Genomic DNA, 19848 nt, shown 5'->3' on the forward strand with positions numbered 1-19848 from the left:
CGCTTCGATGGTTTCAGCAGTCATGAACGGGGGCGGAGGGCACGTCGGTGCCCTCCGCTCCTTCCTTAAAAAAGTCGTCCAGTTCGTCATCGTCCTGGCGACGACTCTCCTCGGCCTTGTCGCCGTCACCTTCTTCATCGGCCGCGTCGTTCCCATCGACCCCGTCATCGCCATCGTCGGCGATCGGGCGCCGGCCCATGTCTACGAGCGAACCCGTCAGGAACTCGGTCTCGACCGCCCCCTGATCGAGCAGTTCGTCATCTATGTGAAGAAGGCCGCGACCGGCGATTTCGGCAATTCCGTTCTCACCACGAACCCGGTGATGACCGATATCATCAACGTGTTCCCGGCGACGCTGGAACTCGCGACGCTCGGCACGATCATCGGTGTCATCGTGGGCATTCCTCTCGGCGTTCTCGCTGCCGTCAAGCGCGGCAGCCTCCTCGATCAGTTCGTGCGCGTCCTCGGCCTCGTCGGCTATTCGGTGCCGATCTTCTGGCTCGGCCTGATGGGCCTGCTGCTGTTCTACGCGAAACTCGGCTGGGTCGCGGGCCCGGGCCGAATCGACGTGACATATTCCTATCTCTATACGCCCGTCACCGGCATCGTTCTTCTGGACACGGCCATGCAGGGCCAGTGGGATGCCTTCTGGGATGCCGTCTCGCACGTCCTCCTGCCCGCCTGTCTGCTCGGCTATTTCTCGCTCGCCTATATCAGCCGCATGACGCGTTCCTTCATGCTCAACGAGCTGGCGCAGGAATACGTGATCGCCGCGCGGGTGAAGGGCCTGTCCGAGATGCGCGTGATCTGGCGCCATGCCCTGCGCAATGCGGCCGTTCCCCTCATCACAGTGATCGCCCTGTCCTATGCGAACCTGCTCGAAGGCTCCGTGCTCACGGAAACGGTCTTCGCATGGCCGGGCCTTGGCCAGTACATCACCAATTCCCTGCAGAACGCGGACATGAACGCGGTGCTCGGCGGAACCCTCGTGATCGGGACCGTCTTCGTGCTGCTCAATCTCGTGTCCGATCTGCTCTACCGCCTGCTCGATCCGAGGACCCGCTGATGGCTGGCTCCCCTGCTCTCTCCCATCCGACCGGCTGGCGGGCCTGGCTGCTCTCGCCGGAGCCGCATTCCCGCTGGCAGGCACGCCTCGGCCGCTTCTATCTCGGCTGGCGCGCCTTCTCCCGCAACCCGCTCGCCGTGATCGGCCTCGGCATCGTCCTGCTGCTGATCCTGGTCGCGCTCTTCGCCGACGTCATCGCGCCCTATTCGCCGGTGGCCGGCGGCGACCTGCGCACCCAGCGCCTGCTGCCCCCAAGCGAGACTTTCTGGCTCGGCACGGACGACCAGGCGCGGGACATCTTCTCGCGCATCGTCTACGGCTCGCGCATCACCCTCTTCGTCGTGGTGCTGGTGGCTTTGATCGCGACGCCCATCGGCCTCCTGGTCGGCACCGTCGCGGGCTATCTCGGCGGCTGGGTCGACACGGTGCTGATGCGCATCACCGACATCTTCCTGGCCTTCCCGCGCCTCGTCCTGGCCCTCGCCTTCGTGGCGGCCCTGGGCCCGGGCATCGAGAACGCCATCATCGCGATTGCGATCACCTCATGGCCACCCTACGCCCGCATCGCGCGGGCCGAGACCCTGATGGTTCGCAACAGCGATTTCATCGCCGCCGTGAAGCTGCAGGGCGCCTCCACGCCTCGCATCATCCTGGGTCATGTGGTGCCGCTCTGCGTCTCCTCGCTCATCGTTCGCGTGACCCTCGACATGGCCGGCATCATCCTGACGGCAGCGGGTCTCGGCTTCCTCGGGCTCGGCGCGCAGCCGCCGATGCCTGAATGGGGCGCGATGGTCGCCACGGGCCGCAACTATCTCATCGACCAATGGTGGGTCGCCGCCATGCCCGGCATCGCCATCTTCGTGGTGAGCCTCGGCTTCAACCTGCTGGGCGACGGCCTGCGTGACGTTCTCGATCCGAAGGCTGCCAAATGACCAAGCCGCTTCTCGACGTCGAAGACCTGCGCGTCCGCTTCCATCTGCGCACCGGCACCGTGGAAGCGGTGCGGGGCGTGACCTTCCAGCTCGGCCGCGAGCGCCTCGGCATCGTGGGCGAGTCCGGCTCCGGCAAGTCGCAGACGGGGCGTGCCATTCTCGGGCTCACCCCTCCTCCGGGCGAAGTGACGGCCAAGCGCCTCGCCTTCGACGGGATCGATCTGCTCACCGCCTCGAAGCGGACGCTGCGCACCCTGCGCGGCGGGCGCATCAGCATGGTGATGCAGGACCCGAAATACTCGCTGAACCCGGTCATGACCATCGGCGAGCAGATCATCGAGGCGTATCAGGCCCACGCCAAAGCCAGTCGCGGGGAAGCCCGCGACAAGGCGCTCGCCATGCTGGAAGCGGTGAAGATGCGCGATCCGGCCCGGGTGTTCTCGCTCTACCCGCACGAGGTCTCGGGCGGCATGGGGCAGCGCGCCATGATCGCCATGATGCTCGTGACCGATCCCGACCTGCTCATCGCCGACGAGCCGACCTCGGCCCTGGATGTGACCGTGTCGATGGAGGTCCTGCGCATCCTCGACGAACTCGTCACCGAACGCGGCATGGGGCTGATCTTCATCTCGCACGACCTCAAGCTCGTCTCCTCCTTCTGCGACCGGGTGCTGGTGATGTATGCTGGACGCGTGGTCGAGGAGCTGGAGGCGAAGAACCTCCGCGAGGCGAAGCATCCCTATACGCAGGGGCTCATGCGCTGCCTGCCGACGCTCGCCGACGACGTTCGCCCGCTTCCCACCCTGAACCGCGACCCTGCCTGGGCGCTGTGACAGGTGAAAGATCCGATGCTCGATATTCAGAATCTACAAGTCGTCTTCGGCACCGGCCGCCTCAGGGTCGATGCGGTCAAGAACGTGAGCTTCCATGTGGAGCCCGGCGAGGCCTACGGGCTCGTGGGCGAATCCGGCTCCGGCAAGTCGACGGTGCTGCGGGCCATCTGCGGCCTGGCGCCGATCTCCGGCGGGCGCGTCCTCGTCGACGGCAAGGAAGTCACCACGCCGCGCACGAAGGCCTTCTACCGGACGGTGCAGATGGTCTTTCAGGATCCCTACGCCTCGCTCCATCCGCGTCACACGGTCGACCGCACACTCTCGGAGCCGCTCGCCATTCATGGCGAGAAGGATGCTGAAGCGCGCATCCTCCAGGCCCTGCGCGAGGTGGGCCTCGGCCCCTCCTTCCGCTTCCGCTACCCGCACCAGCTCTCGGGCGGCCAGCGCCAGCGCATCGCCATCGCCCGCGCGCTCATCCTGCGCCCGAAAGTCCTGCTTCTCGACGAACCGACCTCGGCGCTCGACGCCTCCGTGCAGGCGGAAATCCTCAACCTGCTCGACGACCTGCGCCGCAAGATGGGACTGACCTATATCCTGGTGAGCCACGACCTCGCCGTCGTGGCGCATCTGTGCGAGCGGCTCCTGGTCATGCGCCACGGTGAGGCCGTCGAGGAAACCACCTCTGCGGCTCTGCGCTCGGGCGCGGCCTCGAACGATTATACCCAGTCCCTGATCCAGGCGAGCCAGGGCTTTACGCGAACCACGAAACCGCCGCTCCAGTCCCTGGCTGGGTGAAACCGTTTCTTTAATCCAACTGTTTGGCACAACACCATGTCCAGCTCCTCCCCGATGCCCGTCTTCGATGGCCACAACGACGTCCTCCTCCGCCTGATGCGCGGCAAGCTCCAGCCGGAGCGGGCTTTCCTGGAGGGCGACAATATCGGCCATCTCGATTGGCCGCGCATGAAGCAGGGCGGCCTCCTCGGCGGGTTCTTCGCCGTCTACGTGCCGTCGGAGAGCGACGGCACCGGCGTCGACGTGGACGCGCTCATGACGCAATCGCGCTACGACGTCCCCCTTCCGGCGCAGCTGGCGCTCGCACCGAGCCAGCAAGTCACCGTCCACATGGCTTCGCTCCTGATCCGCATCGAGCGCGCTTCGAAGGGCGAGGTGAAGATCTGCCGCACGGCCGCCGACATCCGCCAGTGCCTCGACACCGGCCGGCTTGCGGCCATCCTGCATATCGAGGGCGCCGAGGGCATCGACCCCGACCTGCACATGCTGGACGTGCTCTACGAGAGCGGCCTGCGCTCCATCGGTCCGGTCTGGAGCCGCCCCAACATCTTCGGCCACGGCGTGCCGTTCCGCTATCCGTCGACGCCGGATACCGGCCCGGGCCTGACGGATCGCGGCCTCGAGCTGGTGCGCGCCTGCAACCGCCTGAAGATCATGATCGACCTCTCGCACCTCAACGAGAAGGGCTTCTGGGACGTGGCGCGTCTCTCCGATGCGCCGCTCGTCGCCACCCATTCCAACGCGTGGGAGATCTGCCAGCACTCGCGCAACCTGACCGACAAGCAGCTCGCCGCCATCCGCGAGAGCCGCGGCATGGTCGGCGTGAACTTCGCCACCTCGTTCATCCGCCCCGACGGCCAGCGCAACGACGACACGCCGCTCGAGGAGATGATCCGCCACATGGATCACCTGATCGAGCATGTGGGGGTCGACGGGGTCGGCCTCGGCTCCGATTTCGACGGCGCCACCATCCCGGCCGAGATCGGCGACGCGCGCGGCCTGCCCCGCCTCGTCGACGCCATGCGTCGCCACGGCTACGACGAAGCGACCCTGCGCAAGCTCTGCCATGAGAACTGGGTGAACGTCCTGGAGCGCACCTGGGGTCAGTGAGTTTTCCGGGACTGCCGGCACTTCTCATTGTCATTCCCGGCCGAAGCGTCAGCGGAGAGGAAGGGAATCCAAAGCGTTGCGCTTGATCCTGGATCCCCTTCCCGGCCTGCGGCCGCCGGGGATGACACCCACAACGTCATGGCCGGGCTCGTCCCGGCCATCTCGATAAGAAAAGCGCCGCACTTCACGTTATCGAGATCACCGGCACGAGGCCGGTGATGACGTGGCGGGAAACCTAACGCTCCGCCTTCGATGTCAGCGCGAACACGCTCGCGATCCCGCCGACGCCCAGCATCAGCAGCAGGCTCACCGCATTGATCGCCGGGGTCGCGCCCTCGCGCATCTGGCCGTACATGGTGATCGGCAGCGGCGCGTCGGAACCGACCAGCATCAGCGTCGTGTTGAAGTTCTCGAACGACATGAGCAGCGCCACGAGCCCGGCGCCGATGAGTGCGGGGCTCAAGAAGGGCAGCGTGACGGTGCGCAGCACGCGGGCGCGGCTGGCGCCCAGATCGAAGGCCGCCTCCTCCAGCGAACGGTCGAACTTGCGCAGGCGCGCCGCGATGATGAGGGTCGAGATCGTCAGGATGAAGGAGAGCTGTCCCAGGATCACGAGGGTCAATCCGGGCCGCAGGAAGTCGAGATCGGTCTGAAGCCATTCCTCGAGGCCGTTCGCCAGCCGGGAGAAGAAGGCGAGAATCGAGATGCCGAGCACCACGCCGGGGATGACGAGCGGCCAGAGCATCATCATGGCGAGAAAGGTCTTGCCGCGGAACTCGGCCCGCTCGAGCACCCAGGCATTGACCGTGCCGAGGAGAACCGCGAGCACGGCTACGGGAACCGCGACCTTGAAGCTGTTGGCGATGCTGTCGAGCCAGATCGGGTCCGCCAGAACGCCCGGCTTGCCGAACACTTCGCCCGTACCGATGAACCATTCGAGGGTGAAGCCCCGCCAGGGCGGCGACGGGAACGGGCTGGCGTTGAACGCGAAGATCGCCACGATGAGCAGCGGCGCGAACAGGAAGACGTAGAACGCCGCGATGTAGAGTTTCCAAGCGATGGACGGGCGGTTCATGGTCTGTCAGGCCTGTTTCAGGGTGGTGCCGAGGCTCTGGCCGGTGAGGCGCAGGCCCAGCCACACGATGGCCGAGGAGAGCAGCAGAAGCAGCATGCCGAAGGCCGCGCCCTGTGGCCAGTTGAAGCGCGTGATGAACTGCGCGTAGATCTGCTCGGTGAACCACAGGCCATTCTTGCCGCCGAGCAGCACCGGCGTGGCGAAATTGCCGACGGTCAGCATGAACACGATGATCGAGCCCGCCACGATACCCGGCATCGCATGCGGAATGACGATCCGGCGCAGAACCGTCCAGCGGCTGCCGCCGAGATCGAAGCCCGCCTCGACGACGGACTGCTCCAGGCTTTCCAGCGCATTGGCGAGCGGCACGATCATGAACAGCAGGCCACCGTAGACGAGGCCCAGGATCACGGCGCCGTCGTTGTAGAGAAGCTCCACCGGCTGGTCGGCGAGGCCGACCGCCCGCAGGATATAGGAGACCACGCCCGTCTCGCGCAGCAGCATCATCCATCCGAGAGTGCGCACGAGCTCCGACACCCAGAACGGCAGGAGGCACAGCAGCAGCAGCATCGCCTTCAGACGGCCCTGCGCCACGCGGGCGATGTAGAGCGCGATGGGGAAGGCGAGCACGAGGGTCAGGGCGGTCACCAGGATCGACATGAAGGCCGTGCGCGCGAAAGTGCGCCAGTAAAGCGGCTCGGTGAAGAACTCGAGGTAATTGCCGAAACCGAAAGCATAGATTCGCGGCGCCACGCGCTCGCTGAAGGAGAGGATGAGGATCTCCACATGCGGCAGCACGATGAGAAGCCCGAGCCACAGGATCGCGGGCGCGACCAGCAGGAAGAACGTGAGGCGCGATGCCTGTTTCGTCATCATGCGGCGAAGACCTTCATGGCGTCCGCCGTCCAGCCCACGTGGATCGGCGCGCCGACCTCGATTCCGGCCAGGGGACCTGCCTGCGGCAGCACGGCGCGCACCGGCTGGTCGAAGCCCAGCGTCTCGATGAGCAGGCTGGAATTGGCTCCGTCGAAGAGCACGGCCGAAACCCGTCCCTCGAAGCGGTTAGGAAGGTCGCGCAAGGCCGGCTGGCTCGGAGCCAGAGCGATCGCCTCTGGCCGTACGAAGGCGACGGCCGATTTCTGCGAGACACGGCCCGTCCCCTGAGTCACCATCCCCGAAGGCAGTTGCAGAGCAACGGTCCCGTTGGACGAGGATACGATCTCACCGGGCCAGCGGTTCGTCTCGCCGACGAAGCTTGCGACGAAGGGCGTGGCCGGGTTGTGATAGAGATCGCGCGGGCTGCCTACCTGCTCGAACTTCCCCTGATTCATCACGGCGATGCGATCGGACATGACGAGCGCTTCGGACTGGTCGTGCGTGATGTACACGAAGGTGGTGTTGAAGGTGCCCTGCAGCTGCTTCAGCTCGATCTTCATGTGCTCGCGCAGCTTCAGGTCGAGGGCGCCGAGCGGCTCGTCGAGGAGCACGAGAGTAGGCTCCAGCACAAGGCAGCGGGCAATGGCCACGCGCTGCCGCTGACCGCCGGACAAGGCCGTCACGCGACGCTCGCTGAAGCCTTTCAGGCCGACGCGCTCCAGCATGCGCTCGGCGCGCTCCTCCGCGTCCTCACGAGGCACGCCGCGGCAGCTGAGCCCATAGGCCACGTTCTCGCCCACGCTCATCATGGGAAAGAGCGCGAGACTCTGGAACACCATGTTGACGGGCCGCTTGTTGGCCGGAACGCCGATCATCGAGCGCCCGCGGATTCGGATGTCGCCGGAGGTCGGATGCTCGAACCCAGCAATCATGCGCATCAGGGTCGTCTTGCCGCAGCCGGAGGGACCAAGGATCGAAAAGAACTCACCGGGAGCGACGCTGAACGTCACGTCATCGACCGCCGCATGGGTGCCGAAACGCTTGGTGACGTTGACGATGTCGAGATCAGTTGAAGAGGCCATAACGCTGCCACGCAAAGAAAGTCATTGTCCCGGCCAGCGCACCGTGCAAATCCGAACGATGCGCTGCTTGAAACGAGCATCGGACAGGTCCCTACGAAGGACGTTCCAGTGCTGGATCCGGTGCCGCCGGGGCGGTGGTACATAAGCGCATCGTGCAAAAAGAGAACCCGGTTTTCACGAACGCACCCCTATGGGCCCGCGTCGACCGATGCGCTGACAAGATTGAGCATCGGACCCGAACGCGGGTCCGATGCTCCAGGACGGGCTTTTACGAACCGGCCTTCAGACGATCGAGAACCTTGCCCTCGATCTCCTCGATGCCGGCCGGCACGGCCGGATACCATTTAATGTTGTCGATGGCGGCCTTCGGGAAGCTTTCGGCGAACTGGTCCTTCAGCTTGCCCTGCATGAGCTTGTCGGCGCCGTTCGAAGCCGTGAAGTTGCCTGCGGAGGCCGCGACCTTCGCGGCGATCTCGGGCTTCATGTTGAAGTTGATCCACTTGTAGGCGGCGTCGTCATTGCGGCCCTTGGCGGGGATCGCGAATGTGTCGACCCAGCCCAGCGCACCCGATTTCGGGGCGATGAACTTGATGTCGGGATTCTCGGAGTTGAGCTTCCATCCGCCCGTATCCCAGGCCATGGCCGCGACCACCTCGCCGGAGCGCAGGGCGTTGAGGAGCTGGTCCTTGCCATCCCAGAAGAACTTCACGTTCTTCTTGCACTCGGCGAGCTTGGCGCCGACCTTGTCCATCATGGCCGCATATGCCTTGGCGTCGCCGTAGGACGCGAAGGGATCCATGCCGTTGGCGAAGGCGAAGGCGATGAGCGCGGGACGCTTGGCGCGGAAGCTGGCCTTGCCGGCAATCGCGGCATCGCAGAGATCGTTGTAATCGGCGACCTTCGGGGCGGCCTTGGTGTTCACGATCAGACCGTCGGTGCCCCAGATATGGGGAACGCCGTAGACCTTGCCGCCGACCGTGGTGTTTTTCTTGGTCGCTTCCAGCATGGAGGCGATGAACTGATCGGACTTGAGCTTCGAGAGGTCGAGCGGCTTGTAGATGCCGAACTCCGCCTGCGGTCCCGCGATGCGGTCCTGGCTCGGCTGGACGAGATCGAAGCCTGCGCCCTGCGTGGCGCGCAGCTTGGAGATCATCTCCTCGTTGTTCGAGAGCGTCACCTCGACTTCGATGCCGGTTTCCTTCGTGAACTGATCGATCACGTCCTTCGGGGCATAATCGGCCCAGGTCAAAAGCCGCAGCTTCTCGGCGGCCTGCGCCGAACCGACGACCATGAGAGCGGCAAGGGCCGTTGCCAGCTTCAGGCTGGTGCGTTTGGTCAACATCTTCATCCTCCAGTGTGGCTGGGCTTTTCACCCATGTTCCCCAGTTGCAAAACTATATGACACTTGCACGACGCGCTAGAGGGTTTGAAGCCGGCTCAACAATTGCCGAAGAGCTGACACTCCTCATGAGCCTCTGTATGGATAGGCTTTGCCAAAGGAGCTTTCGCGATGCGCACCTTCTACCCCGAAATAGAACCCTACGATCATGGCCTGCTCGACGTAGGCGATGGTCATCGGGTCTATTGGGAATTGTGCGGCAACCCGAAAGGAAAACCCGTGGTTTTCCTTCATGGCGGCCCGGGCGGCGGCTGCACCCCGACTCAGCGCCGGCTGTTCGATCCGGACAAGTATCGCATCCTGCTCTTCGACCAGCGCGGCTGCGGACGCTCGACGCCTTATGCGAGCCTGGAGGCCAATACCACCTGGCATCTCGTGGCCGATATCGAGCGCCTGCGGGCCATTTTGGGTGTGGAGAAGTGGATGGTGTTCGGCGGCTCCTGGGGCTCGACCCTCGCCCTTGCCTATGCGGAGACGCATCCGGAGCGCGTGACCGAGCTGGTGTTGCGCGGAATTTTCACCCTCCGGCGCTCGGAGCTGCTCTGGTATTACCAGGAGGGCGCGTCCTGGATCTTCCCGGACAAGTGGGAAGGTTTTCTCGCCCCGATCCCGGAGGAGGAGCGAGGCGATCTGATGGCGGCCTACCGCAAGCGCCTGATCGATCCCGATCCGGTTGTCAGGGCGAAGGCGGCCCGTGCCTGGAGCCTCTGGGAGGGCGAGACGATCACGCTCCTGCACAACCAGGAATACAGCGATCAGTTCGGCGACGAGCATTACGCCATCGCCTTCGCCCGGATCGAGAATCACTATTTCGTCAATGAGGGCTGGTTCGAGGAGGGACAGCTCATCCGCGACGCCCATCGTCTGAAGGACATTCCGGGCGTGATCATTCAGGGCCGCTACGACGTCGCCACCCCGGCGAAGACCGCCTGGGAGCTGCATAGGGCTTGGCCCGAGGCGAAGTTCATCATGGTGCCGGATGCGGGCCACGCGGTGAGCGAGCCGGGCATCACGCATCACCTCATCGAGGCGACGGATGCTTTTGCGAGGGGGTGACGCCTATCCTTATCCGTCACGTCATGGCCGGGCCTGTTCCGGCCATCCCGATACTCTGAAGCTCCACGCTCTTCCGATCGAGATCACCGGCACAGGGCCGGTGATGACGGTGCGGGGACCATCCGGGTGAAATAAATCGACCCGGGACAATGAGGAAATGACCTACTTGGCGGTCCAGCCGCCATCCATCGCGATGTTCGCGCCGGTCATCTGGCTGGCCGCGTCCGAGCACAGGAAGACGGCGAGCGCCGCCACCTGATCGACGGTGACGAACTGCTTGGTGGGCTGCGCCTCCAGGAACACGTCGTTGATGACCTGCTCCTTGGTCATGTTACGCGCCTTCATGGTGTCGGGGATCTGCTTCTCGACCAGCGGCGTCCAGACATAGCCGGGGCTGATGCAGTTGACCGTGATGCCGTCGGCCGCCACCTCCAGGGCCACCGTCTTGGTCAAGCCGGCGATGCCGTGCTTGGCCGCCACATAGGCCGACTTGAACGGCGAGGCGACCAGCGAATGGGCCGAGGCCGTGTTGACGATGCGGCCCCATTTGCGCGCCTTCATGCCCGGCACCGCGGCCCGGATCGCGTGGAAGGCGGACGACAGGTTGATGGCGAGGATCTGGTCCCACTTCTCGACCGGAAAATTCTCCACCGGCGAGACGAACTGGATGCCCGCGTTGTTGACCAGGATGTCGACCCCGCCGAAGCTCCGCTCGGCCAGGCGGATCATCGCCTCGATCTCGGCCGGCTTCGCCATGTCGGCCGGCGAATGGAGCGCCTTGACGCCGAACTCGCGCTCGATGCCGGCCCGCTCCGTCTCGATGGCGTCCGCATCGCCGAAGCCGTTGAGGACCACGTTGGCGCCGGCCTGGGCGAGCGCGCGGGCGATGGCCAGCCCGATGCCGCTGGTCGAGCCCGTCACGACCGCCGTCTTGGATGTCAAAGTCATGATCTACTCCGCTTAAGCCTGGGCACCAGGCATCAGATGGGGTGGCATATCACAAAGAACAGGGCGAGGTTGAGCCTAGCAAATAGGAGCATGGAATGGTGCCCCTTGGGCAGCCCCTCACCTGCTTCGGGTGCATGGCCCGCTGCCGGCCACACCCGTTGCGGGATCGACGGCAATATGAGATGCCGGCCTCAGGCCCTTCCGGATCGTCAACAGGTGCATCGTGCCGACACCGAAAATCCTTCCCTGCGGCGACAGCGCCGTCACCGTCGAGTTCGGCACCACGATCGACCCGGACATCAACGGCATGGTCCTCGCGCTGGACGACATCGTCCGGAGCCGCGCCCCGGCCGGACTGATCGAGACGGTGCCGACCTATCGCTCGCTCACGATCCAGTTCGATCCGGTGACCACGGATTACGACGCCCTGGTCGACCTTCTCGAAGCGGAAACGCAGAACCTGCCGCCCCGCAACGCCGTCGGCCGGCGCTGGCGCGTGCCGGTCGTCTATGGGGGAGAATACGGCATCGATCTGGAAGACGTGGCGAGCCTGCACGGCCTGACGCCGAACCAGGTGATCGACATCCATTCCTCGGCCATCTACCGCATCTACATGATCGGCTTCCTGCCGGGCTTCACCTATCTCGGCGGCCTCGACAAGCGGATCGCCACGTCCCGCCGGCTTCATCCCCGGGCGAAAATCCCGGCCGGCACGATCATGATCGGCGGCGAGCAGGCGGGCATCGCCCCCATGGACATGCCGAGCGGCTGGCACAATCTCGGACTGACGCCAGTTCGGCCCTATGCGCCGGGGCGCGACCCGGTCTTCCTGTTCGCGGCCGGGGACGAGATCATCTTCGAGCCGGTCGAGGCATCCCGCTGGGACGCCCTGGAGAAGGCGGCGCTCGCCGGCGAACCCGTGGCCGAGGAGGTGCGCCCATGACCGATCTCGTGGTGAAATCCTGCGGCCCGATGACCTCCCTGCAGGATCGCGGGCGCCTCGGCTACCAGGGCTTCGGCGTCTCCCCATCGGGCGCCATGGACCGCCGTGCGCTGGCGATGGCGAATGCGCTCGTCGGCAATTCGCCCGAGACGGCTGCCATCGAGTTCGTGAATCTCGGCGGCGCCTTCGCGTGCGAGGGCGGCGACCTCCATGTTGCGCTCGTCGGCGCCGGAGCTTCTTTCAGCGTCGATGGAACGCCTGTCGCCCCCAAGACCTCCGTTCTCCTCAAGGAAGGTCAGGTTCTAGAGGTCGGGCATCCGCGGACCGGCACTTTCGCCTACCTTGCCGTCGCGGGAGGCTTCGCGGTCGAGCGGGAGCTGGGGAGCCTGTCGTTCCATCTACGCTCCCGCCTGGGCGGCCTGAAGGGCGCCCCGCTGAAGTCGGGAGACCACCTCCCCTGCCGGCCGGATGCCCAGGACCGCGAGCCGATGCAGCTTGCCGTCGACATGATCGAGGAGAGCGGCCCGATCCGCGTGATGCTGGGACCGCAGGACGATTATTTCACGCCGGAAACGATCCGGACGTTTCTGGAGAGCGAGTTCACCATCAGCCCGCAGGCCGACCGCATGGGCTTCCAGCTCACCGGCCCGCAGCTGGAACACGCCAAAGGCTTCAACATCGTCTCGGACGGCATCGTGGACGGTCATATCCAGGTGCCGGGCAGCGGCCAGCCCATCGTGCTGATGCGCGACCGGCAGACGGCGGGAGGCTATCCGAAGATCGCCACCGTGATCAGCGCCGATCTCGCCCGCTTCGCCCAGATGCGTCCGGGAGCGAAGGTACGCTTCAGGGCCGTGGAGCGGGACGAAGCCCTGGCCGCCGCACGCCGGTTGAGGGACTGGACGGCCTCCCTGCCCTCGAGCCTCGCGCCCGTTCGCTTCGCGCTCACGACGGAGCACCTTCTGAGCCGCAACCTGATCAGCGGTACGGTCGACGCGCTCGCCCCCGCATCCGCCGAGCATCACGATTGAAAAAGGGCGCCGAACCAGCGGCGCCCTTGTCGGCTTATTTCGCCTGAGTCTTCGTTTTGACGCCGCTCTCCTCGCCGCGGTCCGGTGCTCCTGCGGCCTTGGCCTCGCGGCGGCGCGCGTGGAGGATCCACTCGGTGTAGCCGTTGGGTTGCTTGGCGCCCTTGAAGACCAGATCGCAGGCGGCATGCCAGGCCGGACCTTCGAATTTGGGCGCCATGGGGCGATAGACGGGGTCGCCCGCATTCTGCCGGTCCACCACCGCAGCCATGCGGCGCAGGGTTTCCATCACTTGGTCCTTCGACACGATGCCGTGGCGCAGCCAGTTGGCGAGGTGCTGGCTCGAGATGCGTAAGGTCGCGCGGTCCTCCATCAGGCCCACATCGTGGATGTCCGGCACCTTGGAGCAGCCGACCCCCTGGTCGACCCAGCGCACCACGTAGCCGAGAATGCCCTGGCAGTTGTTGTCGAGTTCCTGCTGTACCGCATCCGGCGCCCAGTTCGACTGCGACACCGGAATGGTCAGGATGTCGGTGAGCTTCGCGCGCGGGCGCTCCTTCAGCTCCTCCTGGCGCACGGGAACGTCGATCTCATGATAATGCAGCGCATGCAGCGTCGCGGCCGTGGGCGACGGCACCCAGGCGGTGCTGGCGCCGGCCTGCGGATGGCCGATCTTCTGCACCAGCATGTCGGCCATCTTGTCGGGCGCCGCCCACATGCCCTTGCCGATCTGCGCCCGCCCGGGCAGGCCGCAGAGCAGGCCCACATCCACGTTGTTGTCTTCGTAGGCCTTGATCCACGCGGTCGCCTTCATGTCGTTCTTGCGGATCATGGGGCCGGCTTCCATCGAGGTGTGGATCTCGTCGCCGGTGCGGTCGAGGAAGCCCGTATTGATGAACACGATGCGCTCGGCCGCCGCCTTGATGCAGGCCTTGAGGTTGACGGTGGTGCGCCGCTCCTCGTCCATGATGCCCATCTTCAGCGTGGTGCGGGCAAGACCCAGCATGTCCTCGACGGCGGCGAAGAGGTCGTTGGCGAAGGCCACCTCGTCCGGCCCGTGCATCTTGGGCTTCACGATATAGACCGAGCCCGCGCGGCTGTTGCGCAGCGGACCCGTGCCTTTGAGGTCGTGGAGGGCGATCAGCGACGTGACGGCGGCGTCGAGAATGGTCTCGGGGATCTCCTCGCCCGCCTCGTCCAGCACCGCATCGGTGAACATGTGATGGCCGACATTGCGCACCAGCATGAGGCTGCGCCCGTGCAGGCGCAGCTCGCCGCTGCTCGGCATGGTGTAGAGGCGGTCGGGATTGAGACGGCGCTCGACGGTCTTGCCGCCCTTCTCGAAGCTCTCGACGAGGTCACCCTTCATCAGCCCGAGCCAGGTGCGGTAGACCTGGACCTTGTCCTCGGCGTCCACGGCCGCCACCGAATCCTCCAGGTCCATGATGGTGGAGACGGCCGATTCCAGCACCACGTCGGCGATGCCGGCCGGATCCTCGGCGCCGATCGGATGCGCGCGGTCGATGCGGATGTCGAGATGCAGGTTGTTGTGGCGCAGCAGCACGGAGGACGGGCTGGCCGCATCGCCCTGGTAGCCGACGAACTGGGTCGGATCGATCAGGCCGGTCTCGGTGCCGTCCTTGAGGGTGACGATGAGCGCGCCGTCCCGGTCCGCATAGCCGGCCGCGTCCCGGTGACTGCCGCCGGCGAGCGGGGCCGCCCGATCCAGCACCTCGCGGGCGCGCTCGACCACCTTGGCGCCCCTTTCCCTGTTGTAACCGCCCGCGCGGGTGGCGCCGTCCTCCTCCGGGATCGCATCGGTGCCGTAGAGGGCATCGTAGAGGCTGCCCCAGCGGGCATTGGCGGCATTGAGCGCATAGCGGGCATTGGAGACCGGGACCACGAGCTGGGGACCGGCAATGCGGGCGATCTCGTCGTCCACATGCTGGGTCTGGACGGAAAAATCCTCCGGCTCGGGCAGGAGATAGCCGATGTCGCGCAGGAAACGCTCGTACTCCGCCTGATCGAAGGCTTTCCCGGCCCGGCTGCGATGATACTCGTCGATCTGGCCCTGGATCTTGTCGCGGACGGCGAGCAGCTCCCGGTCCCGGGGCGCGAAGTCCCGGACGAGTCCGGCCAGGCCGCTCCAGAACACCGCACTCGCTACCCCCGTGCCCGCCAGCGCTTCCCGCTCGATAAAATCGTGAAGAGCCGGTGCAACCTGGAGGCCGTTCGTCTGGACACGCGTTGTCATCGTTTCCGCTTTCGGTGGCTAAAGGGCTTTGCCTTAGCTTAAGGCACTGCGACTAAAAAAGAAGATCGACATCATTTCCATGAGCAAAAGGACGAACGATCCGCCCAAAGCCTTACGCTTTGGGAGTAGATTCAGCGCTCCGGCTGAAATCGCGCAACAAAAAAGCCGCCGGAAGGCGGCTCTTTTTGAAGGAATTGGTGGAGCCAGGCGGGATCGAACCGCCGACCTCTTGCATGCCATGCAAGCGCTCTCCCAGCTGAGCTATGGCCCCATTCCGGCCGCGGCGCTTGGGGTGCCGCGGCGGTCTCTGTCGAAGCAGAGGCGTCTCTATAGTCGCCTCCGATCCGAGGTTCAAGCCTCTTCGTCGTCTTCCAGATCGCTGTCGATCAGGTCGGACACGTCGTCGTCGCCCTCTTCCTCGTCCTCGAGGAAGGTGTCGTCGTCGGCCACGTCGTCGCCCACGTCGATATCGTCGTCGACCGGAATGTCCTTCTCGTTCTCGCCGGCCTCGACCTCATCGAGGGAGACCATCTCCGGACCGGTCGATTCGATATCGGTCTCGTCCTCGTCAGGGGTGGCAGCGCGGGCAGCCACGGGGGCGGCGACGCGACTCATGGCGACGGCCTGGAAGACGGTGCCGCATTTCGGACAGACCGCCGGGTCTTTGTTGAGATCGTAGAATTTCGCGCCGCAGCTCATGCACTGGCGCTTCAAGCCGAGTTCCGGTTTGGCCACGGTGATTGCCTTGATTAAGAGTGAAAGGTTGGGAACGCTCCGTTAGTCATGAGGGAATGGCTTGTCAAATAGGAAATTGCAAGAGCAGGCGAAGGCTCATGCCAGCTTGCGCGTGACGGCGGGAACCCTCCGTGTTACGAGCCCGGCCGGATAAGGAGCTCGAGGAACCCGAAAATGTCGCACGCGCATGGATCGCCGTCCCCTGTCGCCAGCAGGTCTGGAACGCCCCTGAAGGGGCGCATCCGCGTGCCCGGCGACAAGTCGATCTCCCACCGCTCCATGATCTTCGGGCTTCTCTCCATCGGCGAGACCCGGGTCGAAGGCCTCCTGGAAGGGGATGATGTGCTGCGTACCGCAGAGGCCTGCCGGGCGCTCGGCGCCACCATCACCCGCGAGGCTCCGGGCCGGTGGCGGATTGTCGGGGCAGGTATCGGTGGCTTAACGGACCCCAAGGACGTTCTCGATTTCGGCAATGCGGGCACCGGCTCGCGCCTCATGATGGGCGTCGCCGGAAGCCACCCGATCACGAGCACCTTCGACGGCGACGCTTCGCTGCGCAAGCGCCCCATGCGTCGGATCCTCGACCCGCTGACGAAGATGGGCGTGACAGTGGTCAGCGAAGCCGAGGGCGGACGGGTGCCGCTCACCCTACGCGGGCCGAAGGAGACGCTCCCGATCACCTACGAGACCCCGGCGGCCTCGGCCCAGATCAAGTCGGCGATCCTGCTCGCCGGCCTCAATTCACCGGGCAAGACCACGGTGATCGAGCGCGAAGCCACTCGTGACCACACGGAGCGGATGCTGCGCCATTTTGGGGCGAGCGTCGAAGTCGTCCCGCACGGCGCGGACGGCCGCGCCATCACGCTCCAGGGCCAGCCCGAGCTGCGCGGCACCGATATCGTCGTGCCGACGGACCCCTCCTCGGCGGCTTTCCCCCTGGTGGCGGCCCTGATCACCCCAGGCTCCGACGTGGTGATCGAGGGCGTGATGATGAATCCCCTGCGCACGGGCCTGATCACCACGCTGATCGAGATGGGCGCCTCCATCGAGCGCCTGAACGAGCGCGACGAGGGCGGCGAGACGGTTGCCGACCTGCGCGTCCGCCACAGCCGCCTCACGGGCGTCACGGTTCCCCATGCCCGGGCGCCGTCCATGATCGACGAATACCCGATCCTCGCCGTCGCGGCGTCCTTCGCCGAAGGCACGACCCGGATGCAGGGTCTACATGAGCTGCGCGTAAAGGAATCCGACCGCCTCGCAGCCGTCGCCGCAGGTCTCGCAGAGGCCGGGGTCGAGCATGAGATCCACGGCGACGACCTTCTCGTCCACGGGTCGGGCGGCAAGGTCCGCGGGGGCGGCAACCCTGTGGCCACCCATCTCGACCATCGCATCGCCATGGCGTTCCTGGTCATGGGTCTGGCGACGGACCAGCCGATGACGGTTGATGACGGCGCCATGATCGCCACGAGCTTCCCGTCCTTTATCCCGCTCATGCGCGAGCTTGGCGCCACCATCCAGGATTGAGCCGCCCATGATCATCGCCATCGACGGACCTGCCGCCTCGGGCAAGGGGACCCTGGGCAAGCGTCTGGCCGAACATTTCGGCTTCGCCCATTTGGATACGGGACTGCTCTACCGGGCCGTTGCCCGCGTTCTCATGGAACGCAGCATCCCTCTCACCGACCGGGACGCCGCCGCGCAAGCGGCGCAGAACCTGGACGTCAGCCATCTGGAGGACGATTCCCGCCTGCGCGGGGCCGCCATGGGCGAGGCCGCCTCCGTGGTCTCCGCCTATCAGCCGGTCCGCGATGCGCTTCTCGCCTTCCAGCGCCAGTTCGGTGCTCAGGAACCGGGCGCGGTGCTCGATGGGCGGGACATCGGGACGGTGGTGTGCCCCGATGCGGAGGTGAAGCTGTTCATCACCGCAGCCCCCGAGGAACGGGCCCGCCGGCGCCACCGGGAGTTGCTGAGCCGGGGCGAGCAGGCGGAATACGAAACCATCCTGTTGGATATCCGCCGCCGCGACGAGCGCGACATGAGCCGGAGCACCGCTCCCTTGAAACCCGCCGCCGATGCCATGACCCTCGACACGACGCACCTGGATGCCGACGGTACCTTCCGGGCGGCGCTCGATCTCGTCGAGCGCAAGCGGCCCGCGAAGGTCGGTCGGTAAATCGCCGCATACTCCCACGTCGTCACCGACCTTGTGCCGGCGATCACGTGGGAGGGCTCGCCCAACGGACGGCGCCTCCCCTCGCGGGCACCGTGCGGAACGGAAGTCCCGTGCCGGCATGCCTGAGACCGCCCCTGGTCCCAGCGTGTCCTTGCCTTAGTTTCAGAAGCTGGCACACTCCCAAGACCGATCCGGCTCCCGACAAGGAGACACCGATGGTTCGTTCCGGCTTCATCCGCTTGGCCACGGGCCTTGCTTGCCTCCTGGGGCTGTTCGCTGCGCCCGCCCAGGCCCAGCCCGATACGGAGGTCGACCTCGCCCTGGTTATCGCCGTCGACATCTCCTTCTCCATGGATACGGACGAACAGGCCCTGCAGCGGGAGGGCTTCGCCCAGGCCTTTCGCTCCAAGCCCGTGCACGACGCGATCCGCGGCGGGATGCTGGGCCGGATCGCCGTCACTTACGTGGAATGGGCGGGCTCGCCCGACCAGAAGGTCATCATTCCCTGGACGGTCCTGGACAATTCCGAAAGCCTGATGGCCTTCGCGGACAGGATTTCTTCGACCCCCTTACGCCGTGCGCAGCGGACCTCGATCTCCAGCGCAATCGACTTCAGCGTGAAGCTTTTCGACGAGAACGGCCTCAACGCGGCGCGCCGTGTCATCGACATCTCGGGCGATGGGCCCAACAACCAGGGGCGCCTCGTGATCGAAGCGCGCGACGCGGCCGTGGCCAAGGGCATCATCATCAACGGTCTGCCGATCATGCTGCGCCAGCCCGGCTACCTCGACATCCCGGATCTCGACATTTATTACAGGGACTGTGTCATCGGCGGGCAAGGCGCGTTCACGGTACCGGCCCGCGAACGCGACCAGTTCATCGAGGCGATCAAGACCAAGATCCTGCTGGAAGTTGCCAACCTGATGCCCGAGCAGTCCTTGATCAACCGCATTCAGTCCCCTCCGCGCACCAACTGCATGGCCGGCGAGATGCAGTGGCGTGACCGCTGGAGCAATTGAGCTGTTCCTCCCATGAAGCAATTGACATTGGCGCTCGTGGCTCACGACGCCAAGAAGGCCGACATGGCCGAATTCGTGGCCAAGTACGAAAACGACATCCGGCCCTTCACCCTCTTCGCCACCGGCACGACCGGCGGACGCGTGATGGAACGCTGCCCGTCTCTCTCCGTCACGCGCCTGAAGAGCGGGCCGCTCGGCGGCGATCAGCAGATCGGCGCGATGATCGCGGACGGAAAGATCGACGCGCTCTTCTTCTTCGTCGATCCGCTCTCGCCCCACCCGCACGACGTGGACGTGAAGGCGTTGATGCGCCTCGCCCTCGTCTACAACATCCCGATGGCCCTCAACCCGGCCACGGCGGAACGGCTGATCGAGTCGTTCCGGGAGTAAATCCTGGACAATCTTCTTTGTCCTCATCCTGAAAGTCTGATCGATCAATCGTTTCCCTCTTCGTCATGGCCGGCCTTGTGCCGGCCATCTCGATCCGAAAAGCACCGCGTCTCAATCGATCAGGATCACCGGCA

At 65.4% G+C, this 19848-nt stretch carries 19 protein-coding genes and 1 tRNA gene; 12 read left to right on the forward strand and 8 right to left on the reverse strand.

Features of this window, described 5'->3' with window-relative positions:
• Positions 1-7: 7 nt before the first annotated feature.
• Genes U0023_RS04705 through U0023_RS04725 form a run of 5 tightly spaced genes read left to right on the forward strand, consistent with a single transcriptional unit; the run spans position 8 to position 4736 of the window.
• Entirely contained in the window at positions 8-1066 is a 1059-nt protein-coding gene (locus U0023_RS04705) for an ABC transporter permease (protein ID WP_154661138.1), read from the forward strand.
• On the forward strand, positions 1066-1998 hold the full coding sequence (locus U0023_RS04710; RefSeq protein ID WP_009763491.1) for an ABC transporter permease: 933 nt from the start codon (positions 1066-1068) through the stop codon (positions 1996-1998). The genes U0023_RS04705 and U0023_RS04710 overlap by 1 nt, the downstream gene beginning before the upstream one ends.
• Positions 1995-2831, forward strand: coding sequence for an ABC transporter ATP-binding protein (locus U0023_RS04715; protein WP_009763490.1), 837 nt, complete (start codon positions 1995-1997; stop codon positions 2829-2831). The genes U0023_RS04710 and U0023_RS04715 overlap by 4 nt, the downstream gene beginning before the upstream one ends.
• 15 nt (positions 2832-2846) lie before the next feature.
• Entirely contained in the window at positions 2847-3626 is a 780-nt protein-coding gene (locus tag U0023_RS04720) for an ABC transporter ATP-binding protein (protein ID WP_009763489.1), read from the forward strand.
• Positions 3627-3662: 36 nt separating this feature from the next.
• On the forward strand, positions 3663-4736 hold the full coding sequence (locus U0023_RS04725) for a dipeptidase (RefSeq protein ID WP_009763488.1): 1074 nt from the start codon (positions 3663-3665) through the stop codon (positions 4734-4736).
• A gap of 235 nt (positions 4737-4971) precedes the next feature.
• Here U0023_RS04725 and U0023_RS04730 read toward each other — a convergent pair whose 3' ends face one another.
• The 4 genes from U0023_RS04730 to U0023_RS04745 all read right to left on the reverse strand — a co-directional run bounded on the left by U0023_RS04730 (position 4972) and on the right by U0023_RS04745 (position 9111).
• Complete coding sequence (locus U0023_RS04730) at positions 4972-5811, reverse strand: ABC transporter permease (RefSeq protein ID WP_009763487.1); 840 nt, start codon at positions 5809-5811, stop codon at positions 4972-4974.
• A 6-nt stretch (positions 5812-5817) separates the two neighbouring features.
• Positions 5818-6687, reverse strand: coding sequence for an ABC transporter permease (locus U0023_RS04735; protein WP_009763486.1), 870 nt, complete (start codon positions 6685-6687; stop codon positions 5818-5820).
• The gene (locus U0023_RS04740; RefSeq protein WP_009763485.1) at positions 6684-7769 is read right to left on the reverse strand and encodes an ABC transporter ATP-binding protein; all 1086 of its coding nucleotides are present in this window, start codon (positions 7767-7769) and stop codon (positions 6684-6686) included. Before U0023_RS04740 ends, U0023_RS04735 begins: the two co-directional genes overlap by 4 nt.
• Positions 7770-8037: 268 nt before the next feature.
• The gene (locus tag U0023_RS04745; protein ID WP_009763484.1) at positions 8038-9111 is read right to left on the reverse strand and encodes an extracellular solute-binding protein; all 1074 of its coding nucleotides are present in this window, start codon (positions 9109-9111) and stop codon (positions 8038-8040) included.
• A gap of 168 nt (positions 9112-9279) precedes the next feature.
• Between U0023_RS04745 and pip the strand changes: the two genes are divergently transcribed.
• Complete coding sequence (gene pip, locus U0023_RS04750; RefSeq protein ID WP_009763483.1) at positions 9280-10224, forward strand: prolyl aminopeptidase; 945 nt, start codon at positions 9280-9282, stop codon at positions 10222-10224.
• 162 nt (positions 10225-10386) lie between these two features.
• Here pip and U0023_RS04755 read toward each other — a convergent pair whose 3' ends face one another.
• Positions 10387-11172, reverse strand: coding sequence for a 3-hydroxybutyrate dehydrogenase (locus U0023_RS04755; RefSeq protein ID WP_009763482.1), 786 nt, complete (start codon positions 11170-11172; stop codon positions 10387-10389).
• Positions 11173-11395: 223 nt separating this feature from the next.
• Here U0023_RS04755 and pxpB point away from each other — a divergent pair, with 223 nt between their 5' ends.
• The gene (gene pxpB, locus U0023_RS04760; RefSeq protein WP_009763481.1) at positions 11396-12115 is read left to right on the forward strand and encodes a 5-oxoprolinase subunit PxpB; all 720 of its coding nucleotides are present in this window, start codon (positions 11396-11398) and stop codon (positions 12113-12115) included.
• Positions 12112-13146, forward strand: coding sequence for a 5-oxoprolinase subunit C family protein (locus tag U0023_RS04765; protein ID WP_009763480.1), 1035 nt, complete (start codon positions 12112-12114; stop codon positions 13144-13146). The genes pxpB and U0023_RS04765 overlap by 4 nt, the downstream gene beginning before the upstream one ends.
• 34 nt (positions 13147-13180) lie before the next feature.
• Here U0023_RS04765 and U0023_RS04770 read toward each other — a convergent pair whose 3' ends face one another.
• The 3 genes from U0023_RS04770 to U0023_RS04780 all read right to left on the reverse strand — a co-directional run bounded on the left by U0023_RS04770 (position 13181) and on the right by U0023_RS04780 (position 16132).
• Complete coding sequence (locus U0023_RS04770) at positions 13181-15397, reverse strand: malate synthase G (RefSeq protein ID WP_009763479.1); 2217 nt, start codon at positions 15395-15397, stop codon at positions 13181-13183.
• Positions 15398-15592: 195 nt separating this feature from the next.
• Positions 15593-15668, reverse strand: a tRNA-Ala gene (locus tag U0023_RS04775).
• Positions 15669-15748: 80 nt separating this feature from the next.
• A complete protein-coding gene (locus tag U0023_RS04780; RefSeq protein WP_009763478.1) occupies positions 15749-16132 on the reverse strand; it encodes a TIGR02300 family protein in 384 nt (127 codons plus the stop codon).
• A gap of 174 nt (positions 16133-16306) precedes the next feature.
• On the opposite strand from U0023_RS04780, the gene aroA reads away from it, so the two are divergent.
• From aroA to U0023_RS04800, 4 genes are all read left to right on the forward strand, one after another.
• Positions 16307-17656 carry a 3-phosphoshikimate 1-carboxyvinyltransferase gene (aroA, locus tag U0023_RS04785; RefSeq protein ID WP_009763477.1) on the forward strand — a complete coding sequence of 450 codons (1350 nt, stop codon included), beginning with the start codon at positions 16307-16309 and terminating at the stop codon, positions 17654-17656.
• A gap of 7 nt (positions 17657-17663) precedes the next feature.
• Positions 17664-18305, forward strand: a complete 642-nt coding sequence (gene cmk / locus U0023_RS04790) for a (d)CMP kinase (protein WP_009763476.1) — start codon at positions 17664-17666, stop codon at positions 18303-18305.
• Positions 18306-18520: 215 nt separating this feature from the next.
• Positions 18521-19324 carry a DUF1194 domain-containing protein gene (locus tag U0023_RS04795; protein ID WP_009763475.1) on the forward strand — a complete coding sequence of 268 codons (804 nt, stop codon included), beginning with the start codon at positions 18521-18523 and terminating at the stop codon, positions 19322-19324.
• A 12-nt stretch (positions 19325-19336) separates the two neighbouring features.
• On the forward strand, positions 19337-19714 hold the full coding sequence (locus U0023_RS04800; RefSeq protein WP_009763474.1) for a methylglyoxal synthase: 378 nt from the start codon (positions 19337-19339) through the stop codon (positions 19712-19714).
• The last annotated feature ends 134 nt before the right edge of the window (positions 19715-19848 follow it).

Source organism: Microvirga lotononidis (assembly GCF_034627025.1).
GTDB lineage: Bacteria > Pseudomonadota > Alphaproteobacteria > Rhizobiales > Beijerinckiaceae > Microvirga > Microvirga lotononidis.

What these genes read in the sequence shown, in the direction of transcription:
- aroA (WP_009763477.1), top strand. Translation starts at nt 16,307, where the DNA reads ATGTCGCACGCGCATGGATCGCCGTCCCCTGTCGCCAGCAGGTCTGGA.
- U0023_RS04710 (WP_009763491.1), top strand. Translation starts at nt 1,066, where the DNA reads ATGGCTGGCTCCCCTGCTCTCTCCCATCCGACCGGCTGGCGGGCCTGG.
- U0023_RS04795 (WP_009763475.1), top strand. Translation starts at nt 18,521, where the DNA reads ATGGTTCGTTCCGGCTTCATCCGCTTGGCCACGGGCCTTGCTTGCCTC.
- U0023_RS04765 (WP_009763480.1), top strand. Translation starts at nt 12,112, where the DNA reads ATGACCGATCTCGTGGTGAAATCCTGCGGCCCGATGACCTCCCTGCAG.
- U0023_RS04755 (WP_009763482.1), bottom strand. Translation starts at nt 11,172, where the DNA reads ATGACTTTGACATCCAAGACGGCGGTCGTGACGGGCTCGACCAGCGGC.
- U0023_RS04725 (WP_009763488.1), top strand. Translation starts at nt 3,663, where the DNA reads ATGTCCAGCTCCTCCCCGATGCCCGTCTTCGATGGCCACAACGACGTC.
- U0023_RS04735 (WP_009763486.1), bottom strand. Translation starts at nt 6,687, where the DNA reads ATGATGACGAAACAGGCATCGCGCCTCACGTTCTTCCTGCTGGTCGCG.
- cmk (WP_009763476.1), top strand. Translation starts at nt 17,664, where the DNA reads ATGATCATCGCCATCGACGGACCTGCCGCCTCGGGCAAGGGGACCCTG.
- U0023_RS04705 (WP_154661138.1), top strand. Translation starts at nt 8, where the DNA reads ATGGTTTCAGCAGTCATGAACGGGGGCGGAGGGCACGTCGGTGCCCTC.
- U0023_RS04800 (WP_009763474.1), top strand. Translation starts at nt 19,337, where the DNA reads ATGAAGCAATTGACATTGGCGCTCGTGGCTCACGACGCCAAGAAGGCC.
- pip (WP_009763483.1), top strand. Translation starts at nt 9,280, where the DNA reads ATGCGCACCTTCTACCCCGAAATAGAACCCTACGATCATGGCCTGCTC.
- U0023_RS04740 (WP_009763485.1), bottom strand. Translation starts at nt 7,769, where the DNA reads ATGGCCTCTTCAACTGATCTCGACATCGTCAACGTCACCAAGCGTTTC.
- U0023_RS04730 (WP_009763487.1), bottom strand. Translation starts at nt 5,811, where the DNA reads ATGAACCGCCCGTCCATCGCTTGGAAACTCTACATCGCGGCGTTCTAC.
- U0023_RS04745 (WP_009763484.1), bottom strand. Translation starts at nt 9,111, where the DNA reads ATGTTGACCAAACGCACCAGCCTGAAGCTGGCAACGGCCCTTGCCGCT.
- U0023_RS04715 (WP_009763490.1), top strand. Translation starts at nt 1,995, where the DNA reads ATGACCAAGCCGCTTCTCGACGTCGAAGACCTGCGCGTCCGCTTCCAT.
- U0023_RS04770 (WP_009763479.1), bottom strand. Translation starts at nt 15,397, where the DNA reads ATGACAACGCGTGTCCAGACGAACGGCCTCCAGGTTGCACCGGCTCTT.
- U0023_RS04720 (WP_009763489.1), top strand. Translation starts at nt 2,847, where the DNA reads ATGCTCGATATTCAGAATCTACAAGTCGTCTTCGGCACCGGCCGCCTC.